Source organism: Streptomyces sp. TRM68367 (assembly GCF_014495685.1).
Taxonomy (GTDB): domain Bacteria; phylum Actinomycetota; class Actinomycetes; order Streptomycetales; family Streptomycetaceae; genus Streptomyces.
Map to the genome: position 1 here is coordinate 76,197 of NZ_JACTVI010000004.1, position 26,652 is coordinate 102,848.

Annotated in this window: 25 protein-coding genes; 6 read left to right on the plus strand and 19 right to left on the minus strand. The window is 71.5% G+C overall.

Annotated features, from left to right (window positions below; genetic code table 11):
• Nucleotides 1-21: 21 nt before the first annotated feature.
• The 16 genes from ispG to H8R17_RS04465 all read right to left on the minus strand — a co-directional run bounded on the left by ispG (nucleotide 22) and on the right by H8R17_RS04465 (nucleotide 17,212).
• Nucleotides 22-1,185, minus strand: coding sequence for a flavodoxin-dependent (E)-4-hydroxy-3-methylbut-2-enyl-diphosphate synthase (gene ispG / locus H8R17_RS04395; protein WP_187821790.1), 1,164 nt, complete (start codon nucleotides 1,183-1,185; stop codon nucleotides 22-24).
• Between the two features lie 4 nt (nucleotides 1,186-1,189).
• Nucleotides 1,190-2,212: an adenosyl-hopene transferase HpnH gene (hpnH, locus tag H8R17_RS04400; protein ID WP_187821791.1), complete on the minus strand. Its 1,023-nt coding sequence runs from the start codon at nucleotides 2,210-2,212 to the stop codon at nucleotides 1,190-1,192.
• A 5-nt stretch (nucleotides 2,213-2,217) separates the two neighbouring features.
• On the minus strand, nucleotides 2,218-3,021 hold the full coding sequence (locus H8R17_RS04405) for a 1-hydroxy-2-methyl-2-butenyl 4-diphosphate reductase (RefSeq protein WP_399476251.1): 804 nt from the start codon (nucleotides 3,019-3,021) through the stop codon (nucleotides 2,218-2,220).
• On the minus strand, nucleotides 3,021-5,120 hold the full coding sequence (gene shc, locus H8R17_RS04410; protein ID WP_262505013.1) for a squalene--hopene cyclase: 2,100 nt from the start codon (nucleotides 5,118-5,120) through the stop codon (nucleotides 3,021-3,023). Before shc ends, H8R17_RS04405 begins: the two co-directional genes overlap by 1 nt.
• 121 nt (nucleotides 5,121-5,241) lie before the next feature.
• The gene (locus tag H8R17_RS04415; RefSeq protein ID WP_187821792.1) at nucleotides 5,242-6,402 is read right to left on the minus strand and encodes a polyprenyl synthetase family protein; all 1,161 of its coding nucleotides are present in this window, start codon (nucleotides 6,400-6,402) and stop codon (nucleotides 5,242-5,244) included.
• Nucleotides 6,399-7,793: a hydroxysqualene dehydroxylase HpnE gene (gene hpnE, locus H8R17_RS04420; protein WP_187821793.1), complete on the minus strand. Its 1,395-nt coding sequence runs from the start codon at nucleotides 7,791-7,793 to the stop codon at nucleotides 6,399-6,401. The genes H8R17_RS04415 and hpnE overlap by 4 nt, the downstream gene beginning before the upstream one ends.
• Entirely contained in the window at nucleotides 7,790-7,930 is a 141-nt protein-coding gene (locus H8R17_RS45570; RefSeq protein ID WP_223124629.1) for a DUF6380 family protein, read from the minus strand. Before H8R17_RS45570 ends, hpnE begins: the two co-directional genes overlap by 4 nt.
• Nucleotides 7,930-8,880 carry a presqualene diphosphate synthase HpnD gene (gene hpnD, locus H8R17_RS04425; RefSeq protein ID WP_187821794.1) on the minus strand — a complete coding sequence of 317 codons (951 nt, stop codon included), beginning with the start codon at nucleotides 8,878-8,880 and terminating at the stop codon, nucleotides 7,930-7,932. The genes H8R17_RS45570 and hpnD overlap by 1 nt, the downstream gene beginning before the upstream one ends.
• Nucleotides 8,877-9,785 (minus strand): squalene synthase HpnC, encoded by a 909-nt coding sequence (hpnC, locus tag H8R17_RS04430; RefSeq protein WP_187821795.1) that lies wholly within the window; start codon nucleotides 9,783-9,785, stop codon nucleotides 8,877-8,879. Before hpnC ends, hpnD begins: the two co-directional genes overlap by 4 nt.
• Before the next feature lie 360 nt (nucleotides 9,786-10,145).
• Nucleotides 10,146-10,934: an ABC transporter ATP-binding protein gene (locus tag H8R17_RS04435; protein WP_187821796.1), complete on the minus strand. Its 789-nt coding sequence runs from the start codon at nucleotides 10,932-10,934 to the stop codon at nucleotides 10,146-10,148.
• Nucleotides 10,927-11,856 (minus strand): ABC transporter permease, encoded by a 930-nt coding sequence (locus H8R17_RS04440; protein ID WP_187821797.1) that lies wholly within the window; start codon nucleotides 11,854-11,856, stop codon nucleotides 10,927-10,929. Before H8R17_RS04440 ends, H8R17_RS04435 begins: the two co-directional genes overlap by 8 nt.
• 93 nt (nucleotides 11,857-11,949) lie before the next feature.
• Complete coding sequence (locus H8R17_RS04445) at nucleotides 11,950-12,795, minus strand: glycosyltransferase (protein WP_223124651.1); 846 nt, start codon at nucleotides 12,793-12,795, stop codon at nucleotides 11,950-11,952.
• 35 nt (nucleotides 12,796-12,830) lie between these two features.
• Complete coding sequence (locus tag H8R17_RS04450) at nucleotides 12,831-13,610, minus strand: CDP-alcohol phosphatidyltransferase family protein (RefSeq protein WP_187821799.1); 780 nt, start codon at nucleotides 13,608-13,610, stop codon at nucleotides 12,831-12,833.
• The gene (locus H8R17_RS04455; RefSeq protein WP_187821800.1) at nucleotides 13,588-14,649 is read right to left on the minus strand and encodes an iron-containing alcohol dehydrogenase family protein; all 1,062 of its coding nucleotides are present in this window, start codon (nucleotides 14,647-14,649) and stop codon (nucleotides 13,588-13,590) included. The genes H8R17_RS04450 and H8R17_RS04455 overlap by 23 nt, the downstream gene beginning before the upstream one ends.
• Nucleotides 14,637-15,398, minus strand: a complete 762-nt coding sequence (locus H8R17_RS04460; protein ID WP_187821801.1) for a sugar phosphate nucleotidyltransferase — start codon at nucleotides 15,396-15,398, stop codon at nucleotides 14,637-14,639. Before H8R17_RS04460 ends, H8R17_RS04455 begins: the two co-directional genes overlap by 13 nt.
• The gene (locus H8R17_RS04465) at nucleotides 15,395-17,212 is read right to left on the minus strand and encodes a DUF5941 domain-containing protein (protein ID WP_187821802.1); all 1,818 of its coding nucleotides are present in this window, start codon (nucleotides 17,210-17,212) and stop codon (nucleotides 15,395-15,397) included. Before H8R17_RS04465 ends, H8R17_RS04460 begins: the two co-directional genes overlap by 4 nt.
• A gap of 693 nt (nucleotides 17,213-17,905) precedes the next feature.
• Between H8R17_RS04465 and H8R17_RS04470 the strand changes: the two genes are divergently transcribed.
• Nucleotides 17,906-18,838, plus strand: coding sequence for a cation diffusion facilitator family transporter (locus tag H8R17_RS04470; protein WP_187821803.1), 933 nt, complete (start codon nucleotides 17,906-17,908; stop codon nucleotides 18,836-18,838).
• 340 nt (nucleotides 18,839-19,178) lie between these two features.
• Nucleotides 19,179-19,772 (plus strand): isopentenyl-diphosphate Delta-isomerase, encoded by a 594-nt coding sequence (gene idi / locus H8R17_RS04475; protein WP_187821804.1) that lies wholly within the window; start codon nucleotides 19,179-19,181, stop codon nucleotides 19,770-19,772.
• 12 nt (nucleotides 19,773-19,784) lie between these two features.
• On the opposite strand, the gene H8R17_RS04480 is transcribed toward idi, so the two are convergent.
• Complete coding sequence (locus tag H8R17_RS04480; protein ID WP_187821940.1) at nucleotides 19,785-20,294, minus strand: ATP-binding protein; 510 nt, start codon at nucleotides 20,292-20,294, stop codon at nucleotides 19,785-19,787.
• Nucleotides 20,295-20,585: 291 nt separating this feature from the next.
• On the opposite strand from H8R17_RS04480, the gene H8R17_RS04485 reads away from it, so the two are divergent.
• Entirely contained in the window at nucleotides 20,586-21,341 is a 756-nt protein-coding gene (locus H8R17_RS04485) for an enoyl-CoA hydratase/isomerase family protein (RefSeq protein WP_187821805.1), read from the plus strand.
• On the opposite strand, the gene H8R17_RS04490 is transcribed toward H8R17_RS04485, so the two are convergent.
• The gene (locus tag H8R17_RS04490; protein WP_187821806.1) at nucleotides 21,328-21,963 is read right to left on the minus strand and encodes a DJ-1/PfpI family protein; all 636 of its coding nucleotides are present in this window, start codon (nucleotides 21,961-21,963) and stop codon (nucleotides 21,328-21,330) included. The genes H8R17_RS04485 and H8R17_RS04490 overlap by 14 nt on opposite strands.
• Before the next feature lie 48 nt (nucleotides 21,964-22,011).
• Nucleotides 22,012-22,971 carry a GlxA family transcriptional regulator gene (locus H8R17_RS04495; RefSeq protein WP_187821807.1) on the minus strand — a complete coding sequence of 320 codons (960 nt, stop codon included), beginning with the start codon at nucleotides 22,969-22,971 and terminating at the stop codon, nucleotides 22,012-22,014.
• A gap of 113 nt (nucleotides 22,972-23,084) precedes the next feature.
• On the opposite strand from H8R17_RS04495, the gene H8R17_RS04500 reads away from it, so the two are divergent.
• From H8R17_RS04500 to H8R17_RS04510, 3 genes are all read left to right on the plus strand, one after another.
• Complete coding sequence (locus H8R17_RS04500) at nucleotides 23,085-23,954, plus strand: SCO6745 family protein (RefSeq protein ID WP_187821808.1); 870 nt, start codon at nucleotides 23,085-23,087, stop codon at nucleotides 23,952-23,954.
• Between the two features lie 89 nt (nucleotides 23,955-24,043).
• Nucleotides 24,044-24,181: an LPFR motif small protein gene (locus tag H8R17_RS04505; RefSeq protein ID WP_187821809.1), complete on the plus strand. Its 138-nt coding sequence runs from the start codon at nucleotides 24,044-24,046 to the stop codon at nucleotides 24,179-24,181.
• A 96-nt stretch (nucleotides 24,182-24,277) separates the two neighbouring features.
• The gene (locus H8R17_RS04510; protein ID WP_187821810.1) at nucleotides 24,278-26,641 is read left to right on the plus strand and encodes a Tex family protein; all 2,364 of its coding nucleotides are present in this window, start codon (nucleotides 24,278-24,280) and stop codon (nucleotides 26,639-26,641) included.
• Nucleotides 26,642-26,652: the final 11 nt, after the last annotated feature.

Here is a 26,652-nt window from a genome sequence, read left to right on the forward strand (position 1 = left end):
CCTCTCGGTCCGTGCCTCGCTTCAACTCACAGTCACTGCCGGTTTCCCTGTGCCGGTAGGAGCGCCGTTTTGCGCCATCCGCTCGGCGATCTTCATCGCCTCCTCGATCAGGGTCTCCACGATCTTCGACTCGGGCACGGTCTTGATGACCTCGCCCTTGACGAAGATCTGCCCCTTGCCGTTGCCGGAGGCTACGCCCAGGTCGGCCTCCCGCGCCTCGCCGGGGCCGTTCACCACACAGCCCATGACCGCGACGCGCAACGGCACGTCCATGCCCTCGAGCCCGGCCGTGACCTCGTCGGCCAGCCGGTAGACGTCGACCTGGGCGCGGCCGCACGACGGACAGGAGACGATCTCCAGCCGCCGCTCCCGCAGCCCGAGCGACTCCAGGATCTGGATGCCGACCTTGACCTCCTCGGCGGGAGGAGCGCTCAGCGACACCCGGATCGTGTCCCCGATGCCCTGCGACAGCAGCGCCCCGAAGGCGACCGCCGACTTGATCGTGCCCTGGAAGGCGGGACCGGCCTCCGTCACGCCGAGGTGCAGCGGGTAGTCGCACTGCGCCGCCAGCTGCCGGTAGGCCTCGATCATCACCACCGGGTCGTTGTGCTTCACCGAGATCTTGATGTCGCAAAAGCCGTGCTCCTCGAAGAGGGACGCCTCCCACAACGCCGACTCCGCCAGCGCCTCCGGAGTCGCCTTGCCGTACTTCTGCAGCAGGCGGTTGTCCAGGGAGCCCGCGTTCACGCCGATGCGGATCGGCGTGCCGTGGTCCTTCGCGGCCCGCGCGATCTCCTTGACCTGGTCGTCGAACTTCTTGATGTTGCCCGGGTTGACCCGCACCGCGGCACACCCGGCCTCGATCGCCGCGAACACGTACTTCGGCTGGAAGTGGATGTCCGCGATCACCGGGATCTGCGACTTGCGGGCGATCACGGACAGCGCGTCGGCGTCGTCCTGCGTCGGACAGGCGACCCGCACGATCTGGCAGCCGGACGCCGTCAGCTCGGCGATCTGCTGCAACGTGGCGCCGATGTCCGACGTGCGGGTCGTCGTCATCGACTGCACCGACACCGGGGCCCCGCCCCCGACCGCGACCGGCCCGACCTGGATCTGCCGCGACACACGCCGCTCGGCGATCGGGCGGGCCGGCACCTCGGGGACGCCCAGGGATACGACGGTCATGACATCACTCCCGGTTTCCGGAGACCGTCTCGCGCATGGCCCGCAGCGACTCCTTCAGCGAACCCATGGTGGCCAGGACGGCGGTGGGCTCGTAGCCGCAGTGCGCCATGCAGTTGGCGCAGCGCGGGTCCTTGCCGCGGCCGTACTTGTCCCAGTCGGTCTCCTCGATCAGCTCGCGGTACGTCGGCACGTACCCGTCGCTCATCAGGTAGCAGGGGCGCTGCCAGCCGAACAGCGAGTAGTTCGGGATCGCCCACGCGGTACAGGGGAAGTCGACCTTGCCTTCGAGGAAGTCGAGGAACAGCGGCGAGTGGTTGAGCCGCCAGCGTCGCCGGTTGCCGCCCGAGAAGGCCTTCTTGAACAGCTCGCGGGTCTGCTCCACACCCAGGAAGTGCTCCTGGTCGGGGGCCTTCTCGTAGGCATAGGCGGGAGAGATCATCATCTCGTCGACCTGGAGGTCGTCGTTGAGGTAGTTGAGCACCTCGATGATGGTCTGCGGGGTGTCGGTATTGAAGAAGGTCGAGTTGGTGGTGACCCGGAAGCCGCGCCGCTTGGCCTCCTTGATCGCCTCCACCGCCTCGTCGAAAACACCTTCCTTCGCCACGGACTCGTCGTGCCGCTCGCGCAGCCCGTCGATGTGCACGGCGAAGGCGAAGTAGGGGGAGGGCTTGAACTCGTCCATCTTCTTGCGCAGCAGCATGGCATTGGTGCACAGGAAGACGTATTTCCGCTTGGCCACCAGTTGTCGCACGATCTCGTCGATCTGAGGGTGCATCAGGGGCTCGCCGCCGGCGATCGACACCATGGGCGCGCCGGATTCGAGCACCGCTCCCACGGCCTGCGCGACGGGCATGCGCTGCTTGAGCACACCGGCCGGATGCTGGATCTTGCCGCAGCCCTCACACTTCAGGTTGCAGGCGAAGAGCGGTTCCAGCTCGACGATGAGCGGAAACTTGTCCCGCCTGCGGAGCTTCTGTTCGGCCAGGTATGTAGCGACCTTGATGGACTGGCGCAGCGGCATGGCCATCTGGCTCACCTCCAGGGGAGCAGCAAAGAACGGTGCCATTCGTAGTAAGCGGGAAGGACGGAGCGAAGAACATGGAAAGCCGATATTCCACCCCGCACCGTGCCGATCCGGACCAGTTCATGTTCTGGAGCGTCCACGACCACCCGGACGGCCGCAACCGGGCGCTCGCCCTGGCGTACGGCACTCAGAAGCGTGGCCGCCGACTCCATGTCGACCGCGATTGCGCCCGTCGCGAGCAGAGCGGACCGCTCGGGTCCGCGTACGACGTGATCGGAGCCGGTGAGCGGCCCGGTGTGGACGGTGCGGCCGGGGACGGCGCGCACGAGTTCCTTGACGAGCAGATCGGTCCCGGCGCACGGGGTGGTGCCACGCGGGTCCCGGGTCTCCTCGGCGACGACCAGGTCGCCGGGGTGCATGCCGGGGGCGAGCCCGGCGCAGAAGCCGGTGGCCAGGACCGCGGCACCGGCGAGCGCGGGGTCGGCAAGGGCCCGGACGACGGCGCGCTCGGCCGCCCCGGGCCCCATGCCCGTGCGCAGGATGGTCACCGGCGCGCCGGCGCCCTTTTTGTTCGGTTCGGCTCCGGGGCGCTGAAAGCCGGTGTCGAGAGGCCGACCGTGCTCGACCCCTCCTCCGTCGGGGCCTCCGCGCTCCCCCACGCTCGAATGCGCTCGCGCGGGGGGACCCCCATGGCCTCTCGACGCGGGCGCGCCCCTCCGCCTCACGCTCCGGTCGCCGGTGCGCAGGGCGAGGTGCTCGATGCCGAGCGCGCAGGCGATCAGCAACGGAGCCGGGGCGGGATGCGGGTTCATCAGCTCCCCTCGGCCTCGGCACGAGGCCGGTCGGTGCGGGTCCGCTCGGCGGGCGTCTCGTCGGCGGGCGGCTTCTCGGGTACCGCCCTCCCCTCGCAGGACACTCCGGCGGCGGGGGCCTTCGCGGCGAAGGGCTCTCCGTGCACGTACCGGCCGAGCGCGGTGAGCGGGAAGACCTGCCGGTAGAGGTGGTAGTTGATGGAGAAGTCCCAGGGGAAGCCGGTGCCGGTGAAGTACGGCTCGTCCCAGGAGCCGTCCTCGCGCTGGGTGGCCGCGAGCCACTCGATGCCGCGCTCGACGGCCCTGGAGTCCCGCTCCCCCGCAGCCAGCAGCGCGAGCAGCGCCCACGCCGTCTGCGATGCGGTGGAGGCGCCGCGGCCGCTCCACTCCTTGACGTACTTGTAGGAGCGCAGGTCCTCGCCCCAGCCGCCGTCGTCGTTCTGCACGGACTCCAGCCAGGCCACCGCCCGCCGGATCGCCGGGTGCGAGCCGGGGAATCCGGCCGCGACCAGGGCGGGTACGACGGATCCAGTGCCGTAGACGTAGTTGACGCCCCAGCGTCCGAACCACGAGCCGTCCGGCTCCTGTTCGGCGAGCAGCCAGTCGATGCCGCGCCGGGTGCGCGGGTCGTGGGCGAGGCCCTCGACGGCGAGCATCTCGACGACGTGCGCGGTGACGTCGGCGGACGGCGGGTCGATGACCTCGCCGAAGTCGCAGAACGGCAGCCGGTTGGGGAAGGGGCTGGTGTTGTCGACGTCGAAGGCGCCCCAGGCGCCGTTCTTCGACTGCATGCCGAGGTTCCAGCGCACCCCGCGCCCGATGGCCTTCTCCACGCGCTCCGGGTCGTGGTGCTTCACCCGGCGCAGGGCGAGGACCACCTCGGCGGTGTCGTCGATGTCGGGGTAGTTGTCGTTGTGGAACTCGAACGCCCAGCCGCCCGGCGGGAGTCCGGGCCGCCGCACCGACCAGTCGCCGGGCCGCACGATCTGCTCGCCGAGCATCCAGTCCGCGGCCTTCACCAACTGCGGGTGGTCCGCGGGCACTCCGGCGTCGACGAGCGCGATGGTCGCCAGGCACGTGTCCCACACCGGTGACTGGCAGGCCTCGATCATCCGGGCGCCGTCCTCGCGCCACATGGCGAACCGGTCCAGCGACGCCAGTCCCTCGCGCATCACGGGGTGTTCGAGGTCGTAGCCGAGCAGGTGCAGGGCGATGACCGAGTACACGGCCGGCGGCTGGATGCCGCCCCAGCAGCCGTCGTTCTCCTGCCGCTCGATGATCCAGCGGGCGGCGGTGTTCATGGCGTTTCTGCGCAGTCGGCGCGGGATGACCTTGCGCAGGGCGTGCAGGCCCTTGTCGAGCCGCTGGAAGGCGCCGTCCCAACTGGCCGCCGGGGCAAGGGGCCCCGGCGGGTTGGGGTTGTGCGGATCGGTGTGCAGTTCGTCGAGCGGGAAGGGCGCGGGCCTGACCGGGCGCTTCGCGGAGACGATCGTCAGCGGCACTATCGTCTGCCGGGCCCAGCAGCCGAAGTCGTAGATGTTGAGCGGCACCCAGGTCGGGAAGTAGATGAGCTCGGGCGGGAGTTCGGGCAGCTCCTCCCACTTCCACCAGCCGAACAGGGCGAGCCAGATCCGGGTGAAGACGCGCGAGCGGGCGATGCCGCCCTGCCCGCGGATCCACGCGGAGGCCCGGGCCATGTGCGGGGCGTCGGGGGCGTCCCCGGCCAGCCGGAGGGCGACGTACGCCTCGATGGTGGTGGAGAGTTCGCCAGGACCGCCGTAGAAGGTGGCCCAGGTGCCGTCCTCGCGCTGCTCGCCGCGGATGAACAGGGCGGCGGCGCGCGTGATCTGCTCGTCGCGAATGCCCAGGAACTGACGGAGCAGCAGGTCCTCGGCGTCCATGGTGACGTTGGTCTCCAGGTCACCCTTCCACCAGCCCTGGGCGTCCTGCCGGGCGAGCAGGAAGTCGGTGGCGCGCTGGGCCGCGCGGGCGGCGGCTTGGTGGACCCCGGCCGCCACGGGGGTGTCGATGTCGGTTTCGCTGGCCGCGGCAGCGCGGGGCGGCAACGCCCCGGTGCTTCCGTCGGTCGTCGCTGTCATGGCTTCCCCTTCGTGCAGTGTGCAAGTGATGTGCTGTCTGCTGTGGGTCCGCCGTCGGCCGGTGCGCATCTGCCCGCGGCACCGGCCGGCGACTACGCGAGGTCTATGAGGTCGATAGTGATCATCTCTTTCGTACGACGACGAAGTCGGCGAGCGCCGTGAACTGCGCCCGTACCCGGTCGGGCATGTCGATGGCGTCGAGGGCCTCGATGGCGACGGTGTGCTGGCGGCGCGCCTCGTCGGCGGTCCACTCGCGTCCGCCCGCCTCCTCGATGAGGGCGGCGCGGGCCGCGAACTCCTCCTCGGAGAAGTTCTCGAAGTCGGTGATCTTCGCGTCGGCGGCGAGGATCTCGCCGAGCCGCTCGGAGGCCTGTCCGTCCGCCGCGAGGGCGGCCACGACCGGCAGGGACTTCTTGCGCTGGCGCAGGTCGCTCCAGGTCTGCTTGCCGGTGGCCTCCGGGTCGCCCCAGATGCCGAGCAGGTCGTCGACGGCCTGGAAGGCCAGGCCCAGGTGGTAGCCGTACTTCTCCAGGGTGTCGGCGGTGCGGTCGTCCGCGCCGCCGAGCACCGCGCCGATGGAGCAGGCGCAGGCGAGCAGGGCGCCGGTCTTGTTGCCCTCCATCTCCAGGCACTCCTCGACGCTGACCCGGTCGCGGTGCTCGTAGGAGATGTCCTGCGCCTGGCCGTCGATCAGGGCCCGGGTGGCGGCGGTCAGCCGGCGGGTGGCGCGGCCGGCCTCGACGGTGCCGAGTTCCAGCAGCACCTCGTTGCCGAGGGCCAGCAGGGCGTCGCCGACGAGGATGGCCTGGGAGGGGCCGTGCACCTTCCAGACGGTGTCGCGGTGGCGGCGCTGTTCGTCGCCGTCCATCAGGTCGTCGTGCAGGAGGGAGAAGTTGTGGACGAGTTCGACGGCGACCGCGCCGGGGATGCCGGTCTCGGGTGCGGCGCCGGGGACCTCGGCGGACAACACCGCGAGGGCGGGGCGGACGGCCTTGCCGCCGTCGCCCGCCGCGGGCCTGCCCTGTGCGTCGATCCAGCCGAAGTGGTAGGCGGCAACAGTGTCCATGGGAGGTGCCAGGCGGCCGATCGCCGCCCGCAGTACCGGTGTGGCCAGGGTCCGGCCGCGCTCCAGGAGCGCGGTCACGTCCACCGCGGTCTCTCGAGCGGCCGTCGAGGCCGGGGGCACAGTGGGCACATTCTCTCCTCTTGTTGCGGTACCGGGGGTGCGGGTTGTTGCGGTACCGGGGGTGCGGGGGCCAGTGCCACGCAAATCGGTTTTCATGCCGCCTCTCCGAAGAATTCGGGGAGGCGATCGCGGGGCCGGCCCAGTGCGCCCAGCGCGGCGTCCGCCGCACCGACACCGCTGCGGACCGCACTCTCCATGGTCGCGGGCCACCCAGTGGCGGTCCACGCTCCGGCCAGGTACAGGCCGGATGCCTTGGTGGGGGCGCCGGGCCTGAGCCGTCCGACGCCGGGGGTGGGAGCGAAGGTCGCGGTGCGCTCCCTGGTGACGAAGAAGTCCCTCACTTCGGCGCCGCGGGTGCGCGGCAGCAGCCGTTCCAGCTCCGGCAGATAGCGCTCGCGCAGCTCGGCCACGGGCGCGTCGATCTCGTCCTGCGCGGCCGACTGGGACAGCGCCAGGTACTGGCCCGAGGTCAGCCCGGACGCGTCGGTGCGGTCGAAGACCCACTGCACCGGGGTGCCGAGGGCCGCGAAGAACGGGCGGCCGAGCACCTTGCGGTCGTAGACGACATGGATGTTGAGGATCGGCGCGGTGCCGATCCGCAGCAGCCGGCCGGGCTCGTCCAGCGCCCCCGCGGGCAGCAGGCCGTGCGCCTCGCGCTGCGGTACGGCGAGGACGACCGCGTCGGCCGGGATCATCTCGCCGGGAACCTGAACGCCCCACCCTCCGTTCACGCTTGTAGAGACGGAGGTGACGCGTGTACGGACCTCGGTACGGACGCCCGCGGAGTCGAGCGCCTTGCGGGCCAGCCGGTCGTGCAGTTCGCCCAGCGGGACGCGGGCCCAGCCGATGTCGGCCGCGCCCGGGTCGGACAGCAGACCGGTCTTGAACACCATCGCGGCGAGCCCCAGGGAGGCGTCGCCCGCGACCGCGTTGAGGGTGGCGACCCCGACCAGGTCCCACAGGGCCTCGACGGCACGCGCCGACTGGCCGTGTGCGGCCAGCCAGCTGCCGAAGTCCTGGGTGTCCAGGGTCGGATCGGCGAGGTCGAGCCCCTTGAGCGCGAGCGCGGCACGCCCGACCCTGGCGCGGTCGGCGAGCGAGAGGTGCGGATAGGTGGCAAGGCTGCGCCCCAGGTGCAGGGGCACGGGCAGCGTGTCGCGCCGCAGCCTGCCGAGCCGCCGCCCCTCGGGCCGCGCGACGTCGAGGACGGGGACGTCGAGACGGTCCTGCAGCGGCGCCAGCGACGAGGCCTCGATCCGGTCGAGGAACCAGCGGTAGGCGGTGCAGCAGCGCAGGTACACGTGCTGTCCGTTGTCGACGGTCAGGTCGCCGCGCTGGAAGGAGAAGGCGAGCCCGCCCAGGCGGGGCCGGCCTTCGAGCAGGGTGACGCGTACGCCCGCGTCGGCGAGCGTGAGTGCGGCGGTGATGCCGGCAAGCCCTCCGCCGATCACGACGGCGTGCCGGCCGGATGGCATGTCGTGGGTCATCGTGCACCCTCCCCTGCGCGGCCGCCGTGCTGCTCGAACGGTGCACGACCGACCGTCTCAGTCAGGGACGTCGCCCGCCACCGGAGGGTTGCCCGCCACTTTTCACCCACAGCATCACCTTGGACCGTTTTGTCCATCAAACGCGCCTCCTGACGGTACGCCGTGCCACATGCCGCGCGTCGAGGCCGGACAGCCCGCGCACGGCGACGTACGCCTTCTCCCGGCCGGGCAGCGAGACCCGGCCGCGCAGCACGGCCTCGGGGTCGCGCTCGATGCGGTCCAGGAGGCGGCGGTAGATGCCGGCCATGGCGGCGACGCACGCGCCGCTGCGCCGGTCGAGCATGGGCAGCAGCCGGTAGCCCTCGGCGAAAAGGGCGCGGGCCCGGCGCACTTCGAAGTGCACGAGGCCCACGAAGTCGCTGCCCTCCGGCGGCGTCGGCCCCCTGAACCCGGCCGAACCCCCGAACTTGGCCAGATCGTCGGCGGGCAGGTAGGTGCGTCCGCCCTGGGCGTCCTCGCGGACATCCCGGAGGATGTTGGTGAGTTGGAGGGCGAGCCCGAGCGTGTCGGCGTACTCGGGCGCGCGCTCGGCGCCGCGCGCCCCCGGTTCCGTGCCGAACACACCGAGCGAGAGCCGCCCGATGGCGCCCGCCACGCAGCGGCAGTACACCTTCAGGTCGTCCCAGGTCTCGTAGGTCTCGCCGCGGACGTCCATCAGGACACCGTCGATCAGCTCGTCCAGGCCGCCCAGCGGGATCGGGAAGTGGTCGGCGGCGTGCGCGAGGGCGACCGCGACCGGGTCGATGTCGTCCTCGTCGACCTCGCCCGCGCGGACCCGGGTGAGCAGCGCCCGGGTGTCCTCGAGTCTGGCGGTCTTGGCCTCCTCGGTCAGGGCGCCGTCGCCGATGTCGTCGACGCGGCGCGAGAACGCGTACAGCGCCGACATCGCGCGGCGCTTGGGCGGCGGCAGCAGCCTGATGCCGTAGGCGAAGTTACGGGCCTGCTGTCCGGTGACGGCCTCGCAGTAGCTGTAGGCGGCGAGTACCGGTGCGGACGCGTGTGGTTCCGACTCCACGGTCCGGATCACCCCTCTCCTCGCAGAGTCACGCCCACCTCACGCAGCAACTGGATCTTGCCGGGCCGGGGCGGGCCGGGAAGTGCGTCGTAGTCGGCGGCGGCGATCGCGTGGATCGCCGCCCTTCCCCCCGCCACGAACCCTGCGAGCAGCAGCTTCAACCTGCCGTGGACGCTACCCACCAGGGGGGCGCCTTCATTCAGGAGATCGCGGGCACGTTCCGCTTCGTACGCAACCAGGGCGCGTACCGATGCGCCAGCGGTTTTCGTGGCGAGATCCGCCTCCTGGACGTGGAAACGTTTCATGTCCGTGGCGGGCAGGTAGATGCGGTCGCGGGCCAGGTCCTCGGCGACGTCCTGAAGATGTTCGACGATCTGCAGGGCCGTGCAGATCATGTCGGAGCGGCGGATCCGCTCCGGGGTCGCGGCGCCGGTGACGGCGAGGACGAGGCGGCCGACGGGGTTGGCGGACAGCTCGCAGTAGGCGAGCAGGTCGTCGTAGGTCTCGTAGCGCCGCACGAGCTGGTCCTGGCGGTTGGCGGCGATCAGGCCGAGGAACGGCTCGGGGGACAGCGCGCGGCGGCGGACCGTGGGCCGCAGGCGGCGCAGCAGGGGGTGGCGTGGTCCCGGACCCGTTTCGAACACTCTGTGCAGGTCCGCCTCGAAGGCGTCCAGCAGGATCAGCCGGTCCTCGGCCTCGCGGGGGGAGACTCCGAGGAGGCGGGCGTCGGCGCCGCCGGGGGCCAGGTCGCCGTCGCCGATGTCGTCGACGAGGCGGGCGAAGCCGTACACGGCCATGAGGTCGGCGCGCCAGGTGCGGGGCAGGAAGAACGGGGCCACGGGGAAGTTCTCACCCGCGGCCTTGTCGAGCGTGGCCCGCTCCGGTTCAGAGGTGCGTGCCGTGCCGGTTCCCGTCACCGCTGACTGCCCGGGGCGGGGACGGCACATGCTGCGTGGAGCTGGGGAGTTTCCGTAGCCATTGCCGTCACATCTCCCGTTCTACACTGCCGACCCAATACACACTATTTCGGACACGCCGCCCAGCCGTCCGCGCGGTGGTCCTGGCGGACGGTGTCGCGCATTATGGCCCTACTTGCCGCGTTTCGGCACCGGTACAGCTTACGTTGTACAACGCAGCGAGCCTCGTCGGGGTGTCCTGCGCATCAAAACAACACACCGATTGGCCCCAAGGTTCCCAAGGCCGACCGGAGTTGACGCTTCCTTTGCAGACGCGGGGCCCCGCCGGAAGGGTTCCGGCGGGGCCCCGGACAGAACGGGCTACTTGCCCGTGAACTTCTCGTACTCCTTGAGCACCTCGTCGGTCGGCCCGTCCATGCGCAGCTCGCCGCGTTCCAGCCACAGGACGCGGTTGCAGGTGTCACGGATGGACTTGTTGTTGTGACTGACCAGAAACACGGTGCCGGCCTCCTTGCGCAGCTCCCGGATGCGCTCCTCGGAGCGCTTCTGGAACTTGCGGTCGCCGGTGGCCAGGGCCTCGTCGATCATGAGGACGTCGTGGTCCTTGGCGGCGGCGATGGAGAAACGGAGGCGGGCCGCCATGCCGGAGGAGTAGGTGCGCATCGGCAGCGTGATGAAGTCACCCTTCTCGTTGATGCCGGAGAAGTCGACGATCTCCTGGTAGCGCTCCCTGATCTGCTCGCGGGACATGCCCATGGCGAGCCCGCCCAATATGACGTTGCGCTCACCGGTCAGATCGTTCATCAGGGCCGCGTTGACGCCGAGCAGCGAGGGCTGGCCGTGGGTGTAGACCCTGCCCTGCTCGGCGGGCAGCAGACCGGCGATGGCCCGCAGCAGCGTGGACTTGCCGGAGCCGTTGGAGCCGATCAGGCCGATGGCCTCGCCCCGGTAGGCGACGAAGGAGACGCCGCGTACGGCGTGCACCTTGCGCACGCCGCGCGCCTCGTCGTCGGAGCCCCGCTTGAGGATCCGGCTCAGGGCGGCCGTCGCGCTGCCCTTGCCGGTCTTGGCGCCGTTGACGCGGTAGACGATGTGCAGGTCGTCCGCGACGACGGTGGGGATGTGCGCGTCGCTCCTGCGCTCAGCCACGGCCGTACCTCTCCTCGGCCTTCCAGAAGTACACGAAGCCGCCGAGGGCGAACAGCAGGGCCCAGCCGCCGGCGGCCTCCCACGCGTGGTCCGGGAGTTTCTCCCAGCCGTAGTCGTCGATCAGGGCGAACCGCATCAGGTCCATGTAGATCGCGGCCGGGTTCCACTGCAGCACGGTGGCGATCCAGTCCGGCTTGTCCTTCAGCATGATCGGGATGGAGAACATCACGCCGGACGCGTACATCCACGTCCGCATCACGAACGGCATGAGCTGGGCCAGGTCCGGCGTATGGGCGCCGGCCCGGGCCATGATCAGCGCGAGGCCGGTGTTGAAGCAGAACTGCAGGGCCAGCACCGGGACGATCAGCACCCAGGACAGGTCCGGGTAGCTGCCGAAGCCGATCGACACGGTGAACAGCACGATCATCGAGAACAGCAGCTGCTGGAGCTGCTGCAGCGCGAAGGAGATCGGCAGCGAGGCGCGCGGGAAGTGCAGGGCGCGCACCAGGCCGAGGTTGCCGGAGATCGCGCGCACGCCCGCCATCACCGAGCTCTGCGTGAAGGTGAACACGAAGACACCCGTGACGAGGAACGGGATGTACACCTCGCGGGACATCCCGCGGTCGGCCTCCAGGATCAGGCCGAAGATGAAGAAGTACACGGCCGCGTTCAGCAGGGGCGTGACCACCTGCCACAGCTGTCCGAGCTTGGCCTGGCTGTACTGGGCGGTGAGCTTCGCCTGGGAGAAGGCGAGGATGAAGTGCCGCCGCCCCCAGAGCTGACGGACGTACTCGATGAGGGACGGCCGGGCACCGCTCACCGACAGCCCGTACTTGGCGGCCAGCTCGGCCGCCGTGAATCCCTCGTCGGGCGACGCGGGCGCGCTCACCGCGACCGTGCCGTCGTGCGTTGTCTCACTCACTAGTGGAAACTTTCGTCTTCGTGATGCGCGGCCTGTGCGGGCCTGGCCTGAGCCGGGGTCCGGAGTACGACCGGGGGCCCGGGTACGAGCTTGTCAGATCACCGGGGGCCGGCCCAGTCGGGTCAGCCGCCACACGGTACGCCACTTGATGGGCTTGCGGGGGCCGCACGGTGTGATCCAGCCTTCCCGGAATCCGCCGAACCAGGCCCTGAGGGCGGCGCGGGAGGGACGGCGGACAAGCGTGAGCAGCAGCCACACGCCGAGGTAGACGGGCAGGAGCGGCGCGGGCAGGTTGCGGCGGGCGAGCCAGACGCGGTTGCGGGCGACCATACGGTGGTAGACCGCGTGCCGCGAGGGCGCGGTCGTCGGGTGGTACAGCACCATGTCGGACCGGTAGTCGATCATCCAGCCCGCATCCAGGGCCCGCCATGCCAGGTCGGTTTCCTCGTGGGCGTAGAAGAACGCGTCCGGAAGTACGCCCGCGTCGGCGAAGACCCGGGTGCGGACGGCGTTGGCGCCGCCGAGGAAGGTGGTCACCCGGGAGGAGCGCATCGGGTCGGAGGCGCGCAGCCGGGGCACGTGGCGGCGCTGCGTGACGCCGGTGTCGGGGTCGGCGATGCGGAAGCTGATGATGCCGAGCTTCGGGTCGGCCTCGAAGGCCTTGCGGCACAGCTCGGCGGTGTCGTGGCCGGCCAGCAGGCCGTCGTCGTCGAGGAACAGCAGGATGTCGACGTCCCGGCCGCCGGGGCCGAAGGCCTCGATGCCGACGTTGCGGCCGCCGGGGATGCCGAGGTTCTCGGGCAGCTCGATCGTGCGGACGCCTTCGGGGACGTCCGGCACGGGTGAGCCGTTGCCGACGACCACGACCTCGACTCGGTCGCCGTCCTGCTTGGCGACCGAGTCGAGCAGGGCGCGCAGCTCGTCGGGGCGGTTGCCCATGGTGATGACGACCGCGCCGACCTTCACGCCGGGACTCACCGCAGCCTGCTGGAGGCTAGGACGGACACCAGGTGCAACAGGGTCTGCAGCAGCGCGATCCCGGCGAGGACGGCGGTGCCGAGGCGGGTGAAGAACAGGTCGCCGCGGCTCGCGTCCAGGATCGCGAGGGCCAGGATCAGCAGGGACGCCTCGATGCCGAGGATGAGGCGGTGGAACTTGAGCGCGGCGGCGGCCCGGCGGGCCAGCGCCACGCCGGAGGAGCGCGGCTCGGCCGCCGCCTCCCTGACCGGCGGCAGTCCGCCCTGGTGGCGGGCGACGCCGACGAGGTCGGTCTCGGCCTTGATCAGCACCGCGCCGAGCGCGGCGAGGGTGCCGAGGAAGGCCCACAGCCAGTCGGTGCGGCCGCCGCCCCACAGGTCGGCGGCGCGCAGGCCGAGGCCGACCAGGACGGCGGCGTCGCACAGGTACGCGCCGACCCGGTCCAGGTAGACGCCGGAGAGCGAGTACTGCTTCTTCCAGCGGGCGATCTCGCCGTCGACGCAGTCCAGCAGCAGGTACAGCTGGACCATGAGCACGCCGAGCACGGCGCCCGCGATCCCCGGCACCAGCAGGGCCGGGGCCGCGAGGACGCCGAAGACGGTCATCAGGTAGGTGAGCTGGTTGGGCGTCACCCTGGTGTTCACCAGGTAGCGGTCGATCCGCAGGGACACCTCACGCATGTAGAGGCGTCCCGCCCAGTGCTCGCCGCTGCGCCGGTCCTTCACCCCTTCGGGGTGAACGACGGGGCGGAGTTCAGCTACCGATGGCCTTGACATAGTCGGCGTAGATGTCCTTGATCTGCTCGGTGTTCAGGTCGAGGTGTTCGAGGATGGTGTAGCGGCCGGGCCGGGTCTCCGGAGCGAACTCCACGACCTTGACGAACTCGTCCGTCGTGAAGCCGATCTCGTCCGGCCGGACCGGCAGCCCGTGCCGGCGCAGCACCTCGGCCATGTACGCCGACTCCTCGTGCGCCCCCCGCAGCCACATCGCGAAGGCCGCGCCCAGGCCGCACTGCTCGCCGTGGGCGGCCGCCCGCTTCGGGAACAGCAGGTCGAAGGCGTGGTTGATCTCGTGGCAGGCCCCGGAGGACGGCCGTGAGTCGCCCGACACCGACATGGCGATACCGCTGAGGACGAGCGCCTCGGCCAGCACCTGGAGGAAGTCGTTGTCCCCGATGCCACCCGGGTGCCGCAGCACCGCCTCACCGGCCTGCCGGGCCATGGCGGCGGCAAGACCGTCGATCCGCTCGCCCTTGACGCGGCCCGCCAGCTCCCAGTCCGCGATCGCGGAGATGTTGGAGACGGCGTCACCGATGCCCGCCCGGACGAATCGGACCGGGGCCTCGCGGATGACGTCGAGGTCGATGACGACGGCGATCGGGTTCGGCACGCCGTACGAGCCGCGCCCGGCGTCGTTGTCGAGGGTGGCGACGGGCGAGCACAATCCGTCGTGCGCGAGGTTCGTCGGTACGGCGACCAGGGGCAGGCCGACGCGCGCCGCGGCGAACTTGGCGCAGTCGATGATCTTGCCGCCGCCGAGGCCGACGACCGCGTCGTAGTGGCCGGCCTTTATGTCGCTGGCCAGCCGGACCGCGTCGTCGAGGGTGCCGCCGCCGACCTCGTACCAGGTGGCGCCGGGCATCCCCGGCGAGATGCGCTCGCGCAGCTTGGCGCCGGACCCGCCGCTGACGGCGACGGCCAGGCGGCCGGAGTGGGAGATGCGCTCGTCGGCGAGGACGCACGCCAGGTCGTCGAGGGCACCCGGGCGGATGTCCACGACGAGCGGCGAGGGGATGAGCCGGGTCAGTACTGGCACGCGATCTCCCGTCCCTTGGCGAGATCGTCGTGGTTGTCGATCTCGACCCACTTGACGTCGCCGATCGGCGCTGCGTGGATGTGGAAACCGCCGTTCACGAGCTCCTGGTAGCCGTGCTCGTAGAACTGCTGCGGGTCGGTCTGCCACACGGTCTTGAGGGCGTCGGCCAGCTCCGGTGCGGCGTCGCCCTCGATGAGGGTGACGCCGATGTACTCGCCGGTGGCCTCGGCCGGGTCCATCAGCTTGGTGATCCGCTGGACGCCCATGTCGGGGTCCACGACGACCTTCATCTCCTCGTCCGCGAGGGACTTCACGGTGTCGATGGCCAGGATGATCTGCTTGCCGTCGCCGCGGGCGGCGAGCAGCGTCTGCTCGACGGAGACCGGGTGCACGGTGTCGCCGTTGGCGAGGATCACGCCGTCCTTGAGGGCGTCACGGCCGCACCACAGGGAGTAGGCGTTGTTCCACTCCTCGGCCTTGTCGTTGTCGATGAGGGTGAGCTTGAGGCCGTACTTCCTCTCCAGCGCTTCCTTGCGCTCGTACACGGCCTCCTTGCGGTAGCCGACGATGACCGCGACCTCGGTCAGGCCGACCTCGGCGAAGTTGCCGAGAGTCAGGTCCAGGACTGTGATCCCGTCGGGGTCGCCCGCTATGCCCGCGGGCCCCACCGGCACCAGCGCCTTGGGCAGGCTGTCGGTGTAGGGGCGCAGACGCCGTCCGGCGCCGGCCGCCAGCACGAGGCCGATCATGCGGGTTCTCCTTCATCGTGTACGGCGGGCGCGCCTCCCACATGAGAGGCCACCCAGAAGCGGATGCTCTCGACGAGCACCAGCAGGGCCACGGCCACGGCGAGGGCCGTGAGCGCAACCGTGAACTGCGAGGCGGTGAGCAGCGCGGCGAGGACGGTGACGACCAGCGTCCGCCCTTCCTGCCCCCCTGTGGCGCGCACCAGCCAGGCCGGGGGCGCGCCGGCATTGCCGCGGATGCGGTACACCGTGTCGTAGTGATGGTAGGCGACCGCCGCCACCAGCCCGAAAGCCGCGGGAAGCGCCCCGTTCACGTCCGCTTTGGCCGCCAGCACGAGGACGGTGCTGTATTCGGCCGCGCGGAAGAACGGTGGGACCAGCCAGTCGAGGGCGCCCTTGAGGGGGCGGGCGACGGCCAGTCCGGACGCGGCGGCGTAGCCGAAGGCGGCGACGACCGGCCAGGGCCCGCCGAAGCCGGTGAGCGCGGCGGCGGCGACGAGCGCGAGGCCGCCGAGCAGGGCGAGGGCGGGGACCGCGATGCCGGGCAGCCTGCGCGCGGGCTTCTTGAACGCCTCCGCGAAACCCTGTGCGAGCGGCCCGGAGTCCGCGAGGTCCGCCAGCGCCTGTGCGGCCCGGTCCGTCCCCTTGGCCTTGCGCGTCAGCGACCGCAGCACGCGCCCCGCCGTGGTGTACGTCGCCGCGAACGCGCAGCCGATGAGTAGCGCGTAGAAGGTGATACGGGGAGTCGTGGCCGCCGTCAGCACGGCGATCATCGCCCAGCGCTCGCCGATCGGCAGGACTATCATCCGCCGCACCCACACGGTCCAGCCGACGCTGTCCAGCTTGTCCGAAAGGGCCGCGGTAGGGCTGGTGTTGGCGGTGGGATCTCCCGCGTGGGCCTCGTTGAAGGAGAAGTCCACGACGTGCCGGCCGGTCTGGAGCACCATCGCGCCGAGGGCCAGGGCCCATACGTCGTCGCCGCCGCGGGCCGCGCCGAGCGCGAGGCCGGCGTAGTACGCGTACTCCTTGGCCCGGTCGAAGGTGGCGTCCAGCCAGGCGCCGAGCGTGGAGTACTGCAGGGAGTAGCGGGCGAGCTGGCCGTCGGTGCAGTCCAGGACGAAGGACGCGATCAGCAGGACGCCGGCGGCTATGAAGCCGCCCCGGGTGCCCGTGGCCGCGCAGCCCGCCGCGATCAGCGCGGTGAGCAGGGAGGCGGTGGTGACCTGGTTCGGGGTCAGGCCCCGGCGGGCGCACCAGCGGGCGATGTAGCGCGAGTAGGGGCTGATGCAGAACGTGGTGAAGAAGCCGTCACGGGCCTTCACGGCCGACTTCAGGCGTACGGCCTCGTCGTCGACGGCGGCCAGGGCCTGCCGTGCCTCGCCCAGGGCCTGCGGGTCGGCGGGTACGGCGGCGACGAGGCTGCCCAGCTCGGGGCGGTGCACGTCGGTGCCGTCGGCGTCGAGGGCGGTGACGATGCGGTCGGCGAGGCTGCCGACCAGGGTGGTGCCGGTGCCGGCGGAGTTCTCGCGGGCCATCGCGCGGGTCAGGGCCTGGCGCCCGGCGGGCTGAGCCGTGACGGCACCGGGGATCGCGGCGAGGAGGAAGCGGGGGTCGGTGAGGCCGAGGCGCAGCGCGTGCAGGTGGCCGACGAACCGGGCGTCGACCACGGCGACCCGCTCCGCGCCCGGCACCGCGGCGAGCAGGGTCTCTGCCTCGGCGGCGTCTGAGGCGATCCGCACGTCGAAGCCCAGAGACCGCAGATCGCCCTCGATCGACGAACCGGGGACCGGCTGACCGGTGAGGATGGCGGTCGACAACCGAACTCACTCCCTGGGTGCCGGCGTGTCCGCGCCGGTCATGTGCATGGTGGGGGCGCCCGTGCCGAGGTCACCCGGGCGGCATGTCGGCAGAGGCTATCGGATGCCGGGAAGCCCGCGTTCACTGCCCGTTTCACAGCCCGTCAGCAGGCCGTGCCCACGCCTTTGCCGCGATCATCATCGAGGATCGGGGGCCCGCCCCACAAACCGCGCCGTCCCGTACCGGGCATCGGGGACATTACGTCTCGCCTGGTCGCGTCCGCACAGTCCCATGGGCGAGGGCGGCGTGCGGGGGGGGGATCTGACGGTGAAACATCGGCCGCGGCGAGGGCGTCTCGGTGCGCGAGCTGATCATCGTCATCGGCGAGGTGACCGGCGCCCGCCGGTGGTCGAGGGGCGCCGCCCCCGGGGACGCGCCGCGAGCCGTCGCCTCGGCCGCGCGGTCCGCCACGGAACTCGGCTGCACCGCCCGGCGCGGGGTACCCGAGATGATCGCCTCGGCGTGGCGGGGTGGCTGCGGCAGCACGGCGGCTGAGCCTAACGGGCGGGGCGCCCGCGCTCTGACCTGCGTATCGTTTCCGCAGGTCAGAGCAGATGACAACGGTGTTCAATGCCGCGTTGCCCGATACCCCCCACCCGTAGTTCACTGTGACCCCGGGAGCGATCCCGGGCCGACACAGGAGGGCGGATTCCATGGGGGCTGGGCACGACCACGGGCACGCGCACGCGCCGGCCGGTACGGCGACCGCGGCGTACCGCGGCCGGCTGCGGGTGGCGCTGGCGATCACGCTCGGCGTCATGGTGGTGGAGATCGTCGGCGGCGTGCTCGCGGACTCGCTGGCGTTGATCGCGGACGCGGCCCACATGGCGACGGACGCGCTGGGCCTGGGCATGGCCCTGCTGGCGGTCCACTTCGCGAGCCGCCCGGCGAGCGGGCGGCGCACCTTCGGCTACGCCCGCGCCGAGATCCTCGCCGCCCTCGCCAACTGCCTGCTGCTGTTCGGGGTCGGTGGCTACGTCCTGTACGAGGCGATCCAGCGGTTCGTCACGCCGGCCGGCACCGAGGGCGGGCTGACCGTGGTGTTCGGCGCGGTCGGCCTGGTGGCGAACACGGTGTCGCTGACACTGCTGATGCGCGGCCAGCGGGAGAGCCTGAATGTGCGGGGCGCGTTCCTCGAGGTGCTGGCGGACGCGCTCGGCTCGGTCGCGGTGATCGTCTCGGCGGTGGTGATCCTGGCCACCGGCTGGCAGGCGGCCGACCCGATCGCCTCCCTCGTCATCGGCCTGATGATCGTGCCGCGGACGTGGAAGCTGCTGCGGGAGACCCTGGACGTGCTGCTGGAGGCGGCGCCCAGGGATGTCGACATGGCCGAGGTGCGGGCGCACATCCTGGCGCTGGACGGCGTCGAGGACGTGCACGACCTGCACGCCTGGACGATCACCTCGGGCCTGCCGGTGCTGTCCGTGCACGTGGTGGTCAGCTCGGAGATGCTGAACGCGATCGGCCACGAGAAGATGCTGCACGAGCTCCAGGGGTGCCTGGGCGACCACTTCGACGTGGAGCACTGCACGTTCCAGCTGGAGCCCGGCGGGCACGCGGAGCACGAGGCTCGGCTGTGCCACTGAGGCGGGCCGAGGTGTACCGCTGAGCGCGTGGTGAGGAATCCACGCCGGGGGGACCCGACATGAGGGTTCCCGCCAGAGGGCGGCGCCGGTTGCACAGGCGGAGCGCATCCGTCCCGGCGTGCGCCCGTGTCCCGGCTCTCACGCCCTCACGCCCCGTCCCGGACGATTTCCGGTGCGTGGCGCCGGGCACGATCACCTACCGGGCCCCTGCTTCCCGTGCCGGACCGGTGGCGGCCGCGGCCCGCGCCGCCGCGCGGGACATGCGGGCGCGCCGCGAAGTGTCGGGAGTGCCGGTTTCGTACGGCAGACTTGGGCGCGAGGACCGATGCGAAGGATGGGTATGCCGATCACACCTGCCACCGCGACGCACAGCCCGTCGAACGGCACCGCGGACGCGATCCTGCTGGAACTGGTCGACGAGAACGGCGTGACGATCGGCACCGCGGAGAAGCTCGCCGCCCACCAGCCGCCGGGACGGCTGCACCGGGCGTTCTCCGTGTTTCTGTTCGACGACTACGGCCGGCTGCTGCTCCAGCAGCGGGCGCTGGGCAAGTACCACTCCCCCGGCGTCTGGTCCAACACCTGTTGCGGCCACCCCTACCCCGGCGAGGCGCCGTTCGCCGCGGCGGCCCGGCGGACGTACGAGGAGCTGGGCGTGTCCCCGTCACTGCTGGCCGAGGCCGGCACGGTCCGCTACAACCACCCCGACCCGGCCTCGGGCCTGGTCGAGCAGGAGTACAACCACCTCTTCGTCGGCCTGGTGCAGTCCCCGCTGCGGCCGGACCCCGAGGAGGTGGCGGCGACGGCGTTCGTGACCCCCGACGAGCTGGCGGAGCGGCATGCGCGGGACACCTTCTCGTCCTGGTTCATGACCGTCCTGGACGCCGCCCGCCCGGCGATCCGTGAGCTGACGGGCGCCGCGGACGGCTGGTGATCCGGCAGGGCCCTAGGGCATCCGCGCGGGTTTGAGCGGCAGGGCGGCCCAGATCACCTTGCCGCCGCTCGCCGTGTGCTCGACGTCGCACACCCCGCCGCCTTCCCGGGTGATCTCGCGCACCAGGAGCAGTCCCCGGCCGCCGGTCTGTCCGTGGTCAGCCTCCAGGGCGGTCGGCCGGTAGGGGTGGTTGTCCTCCACGGAGACGCGGATCCACTCGGCGCCGACGGCGACCTCCACGGCGATCATCGGCGACAGCAGGGCGGCGTGTTTGACGGCGTTCGTGACCAGCTCCGAGACGATCAGCAGCAGTCCCTGCACCAGTTCGTCGGAGACCGGCACGCCCTGGCGCCGCAGCAGGTCCCGTACGGCGTGCCGCGCCTGCGGGACCGAGGCGTCGACGGTGGCGGCGGTGAACCGCCAGACGCCCTCGTACGGCAGGGAGCCCGGCGACGGCCGCTCCGGAGGTCTGCAGGTGCCGCCCTCGGGGCGTGGGCCGGGCCCGCACCCGTCGTTGTCCATCGTCGGGTCGCCGCCCTCGCGCTCGATTGTCACCACACGTCGAGTGTTGGGAACGAACAGCGGGACACCGGAGAACTGAACAGAAGTCAGCAACTATCGAGCGCTTCTGATCGTTGGCGTATGGCACGGTCAGTTGTAGGACGGTTCCTGTCCCGGTTGTGCCGACTCGGCGAACTATTCGGGTTGTACGGGTTTGGCCGTGCCGTCCGTTTTCCTGGTGTTCCCGGTGCTTCCGGTGTTCGCGGCTCCTGCTCGACCGGGCTTCCGGCGGGGCCGGATAGCATCCGGCGCATGGAGCCGCAGCTGATGCACCGTGTCGCCGACGCGGTCGCCACCGTCGTGATCCGCCAACCGGCCAAGCGCAACGTCATGACGGCCGCGATGTGGCGGGCGCTGCCGCCGCTGCTGGACGCGCTGGCGGGCGATCCGGCGGTGCGAGTGCTGGTGCTCACGGGCGAGGGCGGGACGTTCTGCGCCGGTGCCGACATCTCGACGCTTCAGGGCTCCGCGCAGGAGGCGCAGCGGCTCGCCGTGTCCGCCGAAGAGGCGCTGGCCGCGTTCCCGAAGCCGACGCTGGCGGCGGTGCGCGGGCACTGCGTGGGCGGCGGGGCGCAGCTGGCGGCGGCCTGCGATCTGCGGTTCGCCGAGGAGGGCGCGCTGTTCGGGGTGACGCCGGCGAAGCTCGGGATCGTGTATCCGGCGTCCTCCACGCGGCGGCTGGTGTCGCTGGTGGGGCCGGCGACCGCCAAGTACCTGTTGTTCTCCGGTGAGTTGGTCGACGCGGGGCGGGCGCTGCGCACAGGGCTGGTCGACGAGGTGCTGCCCGAGGGCGAACTCGGCAAACGGGTCGCGGAGTTCACCCGGATCCTGGCGTCCCGCTCGCAGCTGACGCAGGCCGCGGCGAAGGAGTTCGCGGGCGGGCGCACCGACCGGGACGCCCACTGGGCCGAGCAGGCGCGGGGCAGCGGCGACACCGCGGAGGGGGTCGCCGCGTTCCTGGAGCGCAGGCAGCCGTGCTTCACGTGGAGCGTGTCTACGTCAGGATGAACCGGCTGCGGGCGCGGAGCCGGTCGACGATGTGCGCGGGGGCCTTGTCCGGGGCGCCCGCGTCGTAGGGCGGCCGCGGGTCGTACTCGGTGGCCAGCTGGACGGCCTGGGCGTGGTCATCGCCGGCGATCCGGCCGAGCAGGGTGAGGCCCATGTCGATGCCGGAGGAGACGCCGGCCGCGGTGACGTACTTGCCCTCGAAGACGACCCGCTCTCCCGTCGGCTCGGCGCCGAACGGCTTCAGGTGGTCCAGGGCCAGCCAGTGCGAGGTGGCCCGGCGGCCCTTGAGGAGTCCGGCGGCGGCGAGGAGCAGGGAGCCGGTGCACACGGAGGTCGTCCAGGTGCTGGTGGCGTCGGCGGCGCGCAGCCAGTCCAGGAGCGCCCCGTTCTCCATCTGCGGCGTCTGACCCGGGCCGCCCGGCACGACGACGATGTCGGGACTCGGCACGTCCGCCAGCGTCTTGTCGGCGGTGATCGCGAGACTCCCGGTGTCGGTACGGAACGGACCGGTCCGCTCACCGACGAAGACGGTCTCCGCGTCCGGGAGGCGGCCGAGGGTATCGTACGGGCCCACGGCGTCGAGGGCGGTGAAGCGGTCGAACAGGACGATGGCGATCTGCATGGGGTTCCCGTCGGGTGGGGGCGGACCGGTGCGTGCATCAGGGGTACGTCAGGAGACGGGCGCCGGACGGAAGCGGCGGCGGTACTCGGCAGGGGCCGTGCCGAGGGACCTCACGAAGGCGCGGCGCATGGCCTCGGAGGTGCCGTAGCCGCTGGCGCGGGAGATCTGTTCCACGCCCTCGGCCGTGTCCTCCAGGAGGCGGCGGGCGTGTTCCAGGCGGACACGGTCGACGTAGCGGCCGGGCGTCATGCCGGTCTCGGCCTGGAAGGCGCGGGCGAAGTGGCGCGGCGAGAGGCGGGCGCGGTCGGCCAGGGACTCGACGGTCAGGTCGGCGGCCGGGTGCTCGGTGATCCACTGCTGTACCTCGCGCAGCGGCTCCCGCTGCGCCGTCTGCGCGGCAAGCTGGGCGCTGAACTGGGCCTGGTTCCCGGGCCGGCGCAGAAAGACCACGAGGTGCCGGGCGACGGTGAGGGCGACGTCCCGGCCGAGGTCCTCCTCGACCAGGGCGAGCGCGAGGTCGATGCCCGAGGTGACGCCGGCGGAGGTGGCCACGGGTCCGTCACGTATGTAGATGGGGTCGGGGTCAACCTCGACGGCGGGGTGATCGCGGGCCAGCTTGTCGGAGTACGCCCAGTGGGTGGTGACCCGGCGGCCGTCCAGCAGGCCCGCCCTGGCCAGCAGGACCGCGCCGGTGCAGACCGACACCAGGCGCTCGGCGCGCGGTCCGTGCGTGCGCACCCAGTCGGTCAGGCGCGGGTCGGGGGCGCGGGTGCCGTGGCCGCCGGGGACGAGGAGGGTGTGCGGGTCGGGCACGGCGGCGAGGGCCAGGTCCGGTACGACGGTCAGGCCGCTGGAGGTGCGCACGGGGGTGCCGTCCAGGGCGGCCGTCCGGAGGTCGTACGTCCCGGGGGCGAGCTTCTCGGCGCCCGTGAAGACCTCAAGGGGACCGGTGACATCGAGGCTCTGCACGCCGTCGAAGAGGACGGTCAGAACGGTTCGCTGCGCCATGAGATCGATTCTTGGCGGGCGGGGCGATGGCCGCAATGACGAGTTCCCCACCTTTTCTGCCATCGCACGGGCACGCATGGAGCACTGACTAAGCGGTTGGTAACCTGCCCGCCATGACTACTGCCGCCCTCGACCACCGTGCCGGCCGCCGCTGCCACAACGCGCTCAACTCACTGCACTCGACGCACTACTTCTCCCCCGACCTGGGCCGGGAGGTGGGCGCTGCGGGGATCACGAATCCGCGGGCCGTGAACTTCGCGGTGCGGGCGGCAGCGCTGGGGCCGGTCGGCGCCGGTGCGGTGACGGCGGCGTTCTACAACTACAAGCACGAACTCGTGGCCGAGCACGTACCGGCCGTCTGGCAGACCGCGTCTCCCGAGCAGGTCCTCGCAGCACGCGCGCGTGCGGTGGACGCGACGCTGCGTCGCCTGCTGGGCGAGGATGCGGTGGCTTCGGCGGAGATGGGCGAGGCGGCGCGGCTGGCGCTGCGGGCCGCCGAGGCGTGCGGGCGCGGCGCCCGGCCGCTGTACTCCGCGCACGCCGACCTGGCGGTCCCCGAGGAGCCGCACCTGGCGTTCTGGCACGCGGCGACGCTGCTGCGCGAGCACCGGGGCGACGGGCACCTCGCGGTGCTGATGTCCGCGGGTCTTGACGGTCTGGAGGCGCTGGTGACGCACACCGCGACCGGCAAGGGCCTGGCGCCGAAGTGGGTGTTCACCACGCGCGGCTGGAGCCCCGAGGACTGGGACGCGACCGTGGCCCGGCTGCGGGACCGCGGACTACTGGATGCTGCGGGCGAGCTGACCGAGCAGGGTGTGGCGCTGCGCGAGGAGATCGAGCGGGAGACGGACCGGCTGGACCGGGCGCCGTACGAGCTTCTGGGCGTCGAAGGGGTCGCCCGGCTGACCGAGCTGGGGTCGGGGTTCGCGCGCACGGCACTGGCGGCGGGAGCGTTCCCGGCGGATCTGATCGGCAAGCGTTGAGCATGCCGGGCCGGCCTTGAGGTACTCGGACCTCACCCGGTCGTGGTGGCCGGGAGAAGGAACGGGGCGGCCGGTGGAAGGGGAATGTCATGATCCGTGCGATCGCAGATGTGCTGCGCCAGATCGGCGGGGCGGTGGCCACAGTGGTGACGCTGCCGTTCCGTGCGCTGGCCCGTTTGCTGGGCGGGGCGTCGTCCTCCGGGCGGCGTGGGGGGCGCCGGGTCTGACGGACCCGCCACCCCGTCTCCGCGCCCTGAGCCACGATTGTCGGTGCCGCCTGCCACAATTGCCGCGCAACCTCAGTGAGAAGGCGGTACGGGATCGTGACGACACCCGGATCCATGGCAGCAGGGTCCATCGAAGGCAGGATCGCCGAGGAGCTCGGCGTACGGGAGCGGCAGGTCAAGGCTGCCGTGGAGCTGCTCGACGGCGGTTCGACGGTGCCCTTCATCGCCCGCTACCGCAAGGAAGCGACCGAGATGCTCGACGATGCGCAGCTGCGCACGATCGAGGAGCGGCTGCGCTATCTGCGGGAGCTGGAGGAGCGTCGGACGGCGATCCTGGAGTCGGTGCGCGAGCAGGGCAAGCTCACCGACGAACTTCAGGCGCGGATCCGCGGCGCGGAGACGAAGGCGCGCCTGGAGGACATCTATCTGCCCTACAAGCCGAAGCGGCGGACCAAGGCGCAGATCGCGCGCGAGGCCGGTCTCGAGCCGCTCGCCGAGGGACTGCTCGGGGACCCGGGCGTGGAACCGCTGGCCGCGGCTGCCGCGTTCGTCGACGCCGGCAAGGGCGTGGCCGACCCGCAGACCGCCCTCGACGGGGCCCGGGCGATCCTCACCGAGCGGTTCTCGGAGGACGCCGACCTGATCGGCGAGCTGCGCGAGCGCATGTGGGTGCGCGGGCGGCTGGCCGCCAAGGTACGGGAGGGCAAGGAGGAGGCGGGCGCCAAGTTCGCCGACTACTTCGACTTCGCCGAGCCGTTCACGGAGCTGCCCTCCCACCGCATCCTGGCGATGCTGCGCGGCGAGAAGGAGGAGGCCCTCGACCTCGTCCTGGAGCCCGAGGAGCCCACGGACGGGCCGTCGTCGTACGAGGGGATCGTCGCGCACCGCTTCGGGATCGCCGACCGCGGCCGCCCCGCCGACAAGTGGCTGACCGACACGGTCCGCTGGGCCTGGCGCACTCGCATCCTGGTGCACCTCGGCATCGACCTGAGGCTGTGGCTGCGCACGGCCGCCGAGGACGAGGCGGTGAACGTGTTCGCGGCGAACCTGCGGGACCTGCTGCTCGCCGCCCCGGCCGGCACGCGCGCGACGCTCGGCCTCGACCCCGGCTTCCGTACGGGCGTGAAGGTCGCCGTGGTCGACGCGACCGGCAAGGTCGTGGCGACGGACGTGATTCACCCGCACGTCCCGGCGAACCGGTGGGACGAGGCGATCGCCAAGCTGGCCCGGCTGGCGAAGGAGCACGCGGTCGAGCTGATCGCGATCGGCAACGGCACGGCGTCCCGCGAGACCGACAAGCTCGCCGCTGAACTCATCGCCAGGCACCCGGAGTTGAGGCTCACCAAGGTGATGGTGTCCGAGGCGGGCGCCTCCGTGTACTCGGCCTCCGCGTTCGCCTCTCAGGAGCTGCCGGACATGGACGTGTCGCTGCGCGGCGCGGTCTCCATCGCCCGCCGCCTCCAGGACCCGCTGGCCGAGCTGGTGAAGATCGACCCGAAGTCGATCGGCGTCGGCCAGTACCAGCACGACCTGTCCGAGGTGAAGCTGTCCCGCTCCCTGGACGCGGTGGTCGAGGACTGCGTGAACGGCGTGGGCGTGGACGTCAACACCGCGTCGGCGCCGCTGCTCTCCCGGGTCTCCGGCATCACCTCCGGGCTCGCCGAGAACATCGTGGCGCACCGGGACGCCCACGGCCCGTTCAAGTCCCGCTCCGGGCTGAAGGACGTGGCGCGGCTCGGCCCGAAGGCGTACGAGCAGTGCGCGGGCTTCCTCCGGATCCGCGGCGGCACCGACCCGCTGGACGCCTCCAGCGTGCACCCCGAGGCGTATCCGGTGGTGCGGCGCATGGTGAAGACCACCGGCCAGGAGGTCGCCGGCCTGATCGGCAACACGGCCGTGCTGCGCTCTCTGAAGCCGCAGGAGTTCGTGGACGAGACGTTCGGTCTGCCGACGGTCTCCGACATCCTCAAGGAACTGGAGAAGCCGGGACGCGACCCACGGCCCGCCTTCAAGACCGCCAGCTTCAAGGAGGGCGTGGAGAAGATCTCCGACCTGTCCTCCGGGATGGTCCTGGAGGGCGTGGTGACGAACGTGGCGGCCTTCGGGGCGTTCGTGGACGTCGGCGTCCACCAGGACGGTCTGGTGCACGTCTCCGCGATGTCGAAGACGTTCGTCAAGGACCCGCGGGATGTGGTGAAGCCGGGTGACATCGTCAAGGTGAAGGTGCTCGACGTCGACATTCCGCGCAAGCGGATCTCGCTGACGCTGCGCCTGGACGACGAGGCGGCCCCGAAGCAGGGGCAGCCCTCCGGCGAACGCCGCCAGCGGGGCGGTCGCCCGCCGCAGCAGCGCCAGGGCCGCGGTGGCGGTGGCGGCTCGCGCCAGGCGCCCCCGCCCGCCAACAGCGCGATGGCCGACGCCCTGCGCCGCGCCGGTCTGGTCGACCCCAAGAAACGCTGACTCATCCGGCC

Excerpts from the sequence above, each read along its gene's own strand:
- ispG (WP_187821790.1), bottom strand. The coding sequence starts at position 1,185 with ATGACCGTCGTATCCCTGGGCGTCCCCGAGGTGCCGGCCCGCCCGATC.
- hpnH (WP_187821791.1), bottom strand. The coding sequence starts at position 2,212 with ATGGCCATGCCGCTGCGCCAGTCCATCAAGGTCGCTACATACCTGGCC.
- H8R17_RS04405 (WP_399476251.1), bottom strand. The coding sequence starts at position 3,021 with ATGAACCCGCATCCCGCCCCGGCTCCGTTGCTGATCGCCTGCGCGCTC.
- shc (WP_262505013.1), bottom strand. The coding sequence starts at position 5,120 with ATGACAGCGACGACCGACGGAAGCACCGGGGCGTTGCCGCCCCGCGCT.
- H8R17_RS04415 (WP_187821792.1), bottom strand. The coding sequence starts at position 6,402 with ATGAAAACCGATTTGCGTGGCACTGGCCCCCGCACCCCCGGTACCGCA.
- hpnE (WP_187821793.1), bottom strand. The coding sequence starts at position 7,793 with ATGACCCACGACATGCCATCCGGCCGGCACGCCGTCGTGATCGGCGGA.
- H8R17_RS45570 (WP_223124629.1), bottom strand. The coding sequence starts at position 7,930 with ATGGACAAAACGGTCCAAGGTGATGCTGTGGGTGAAAAGTGGCGGGCA.
- H8R17_RS04445 (WP_223124651.1), bottom strand. The coding sequence starts at position 12,795 with ATGGGCAACCGCCCCGACGAGCTGCGCGCCCTGCTCGACTCGGTCGCC.
- H8R17_RS04450 (WP_187821799.1), bottom strand. The coding sequence starts at position 13,610 with ATGTCAAGGCCATCGGTAGCTGAACTCCGCCCCGTCGTTCACCCCGAA.
- H8R17_RS04460 (WP_187821801.1), bottom strand. The coding sequence starts at position 15,398 with ATGATCGGCCTCGTGCTGGCGGCCGGCGCCGGACGGCGTCTGCGCCCC.
- H8R17_RS04470 (WP_187821803.1), top strand. The coding sequence starts at position 17,906 with ATGGGGGCTGGGCACGACCACGGGCACGCGCACGCGCCGGCCGGTACG.
- idi (WP_187821804.1), top strand. The coding sequence starts at position 19,179 with ATGCCGATCACACCTGCCACCGCGACGCACAGCCCGTCGAACGGCACC.
- H8R17_RS04480 (WP_187821940.1), bottom strand. The coding sequence starts at position 20,294 with ATGGACAACGACGGGTGCGGGCCCGGCCCACGCCCCGAGGGCGGCACC.
- H8R17_RS04485 (WP_187821805.1), top strand. The coding sequence starts at position 20,586 with ATGGAGCCGCAGCTGATGCACCGTGTCGCCGACGCGGTCGCCACCGTC.
- H8R17_RS04490 (WP_187821806.1), bottom strand. The coding sequence starts at position 21,963 with ATGCAGATCGCCATCGTCCTGTTCGACCGCTTCACCGCCCTCGACGCC.
- H8R17_RS04495 (WP_187821807.1), bottom strand. The coding sequence starts at position 22,971 with ATGGCGCAGCGAACCGTTCTGACCGTCCTCTTCGACGGCGTGCAGAGC.
- H8R17_RS04500 (WP_187821808.1), top strand. The coding sequence starts at position 23,085 with ATGACTACTGCCGCCCTCGACCACCGTGCCGGCCGCCGCTGCCACAAC.
- H8R17_RS04505 (WP_187821809.1), top strand. The coding sequence starts at position 24,044 with ATGATCCGTGCGATCGCAGATGTGCTGCGCCAGATCGGCGGGGCGGTG.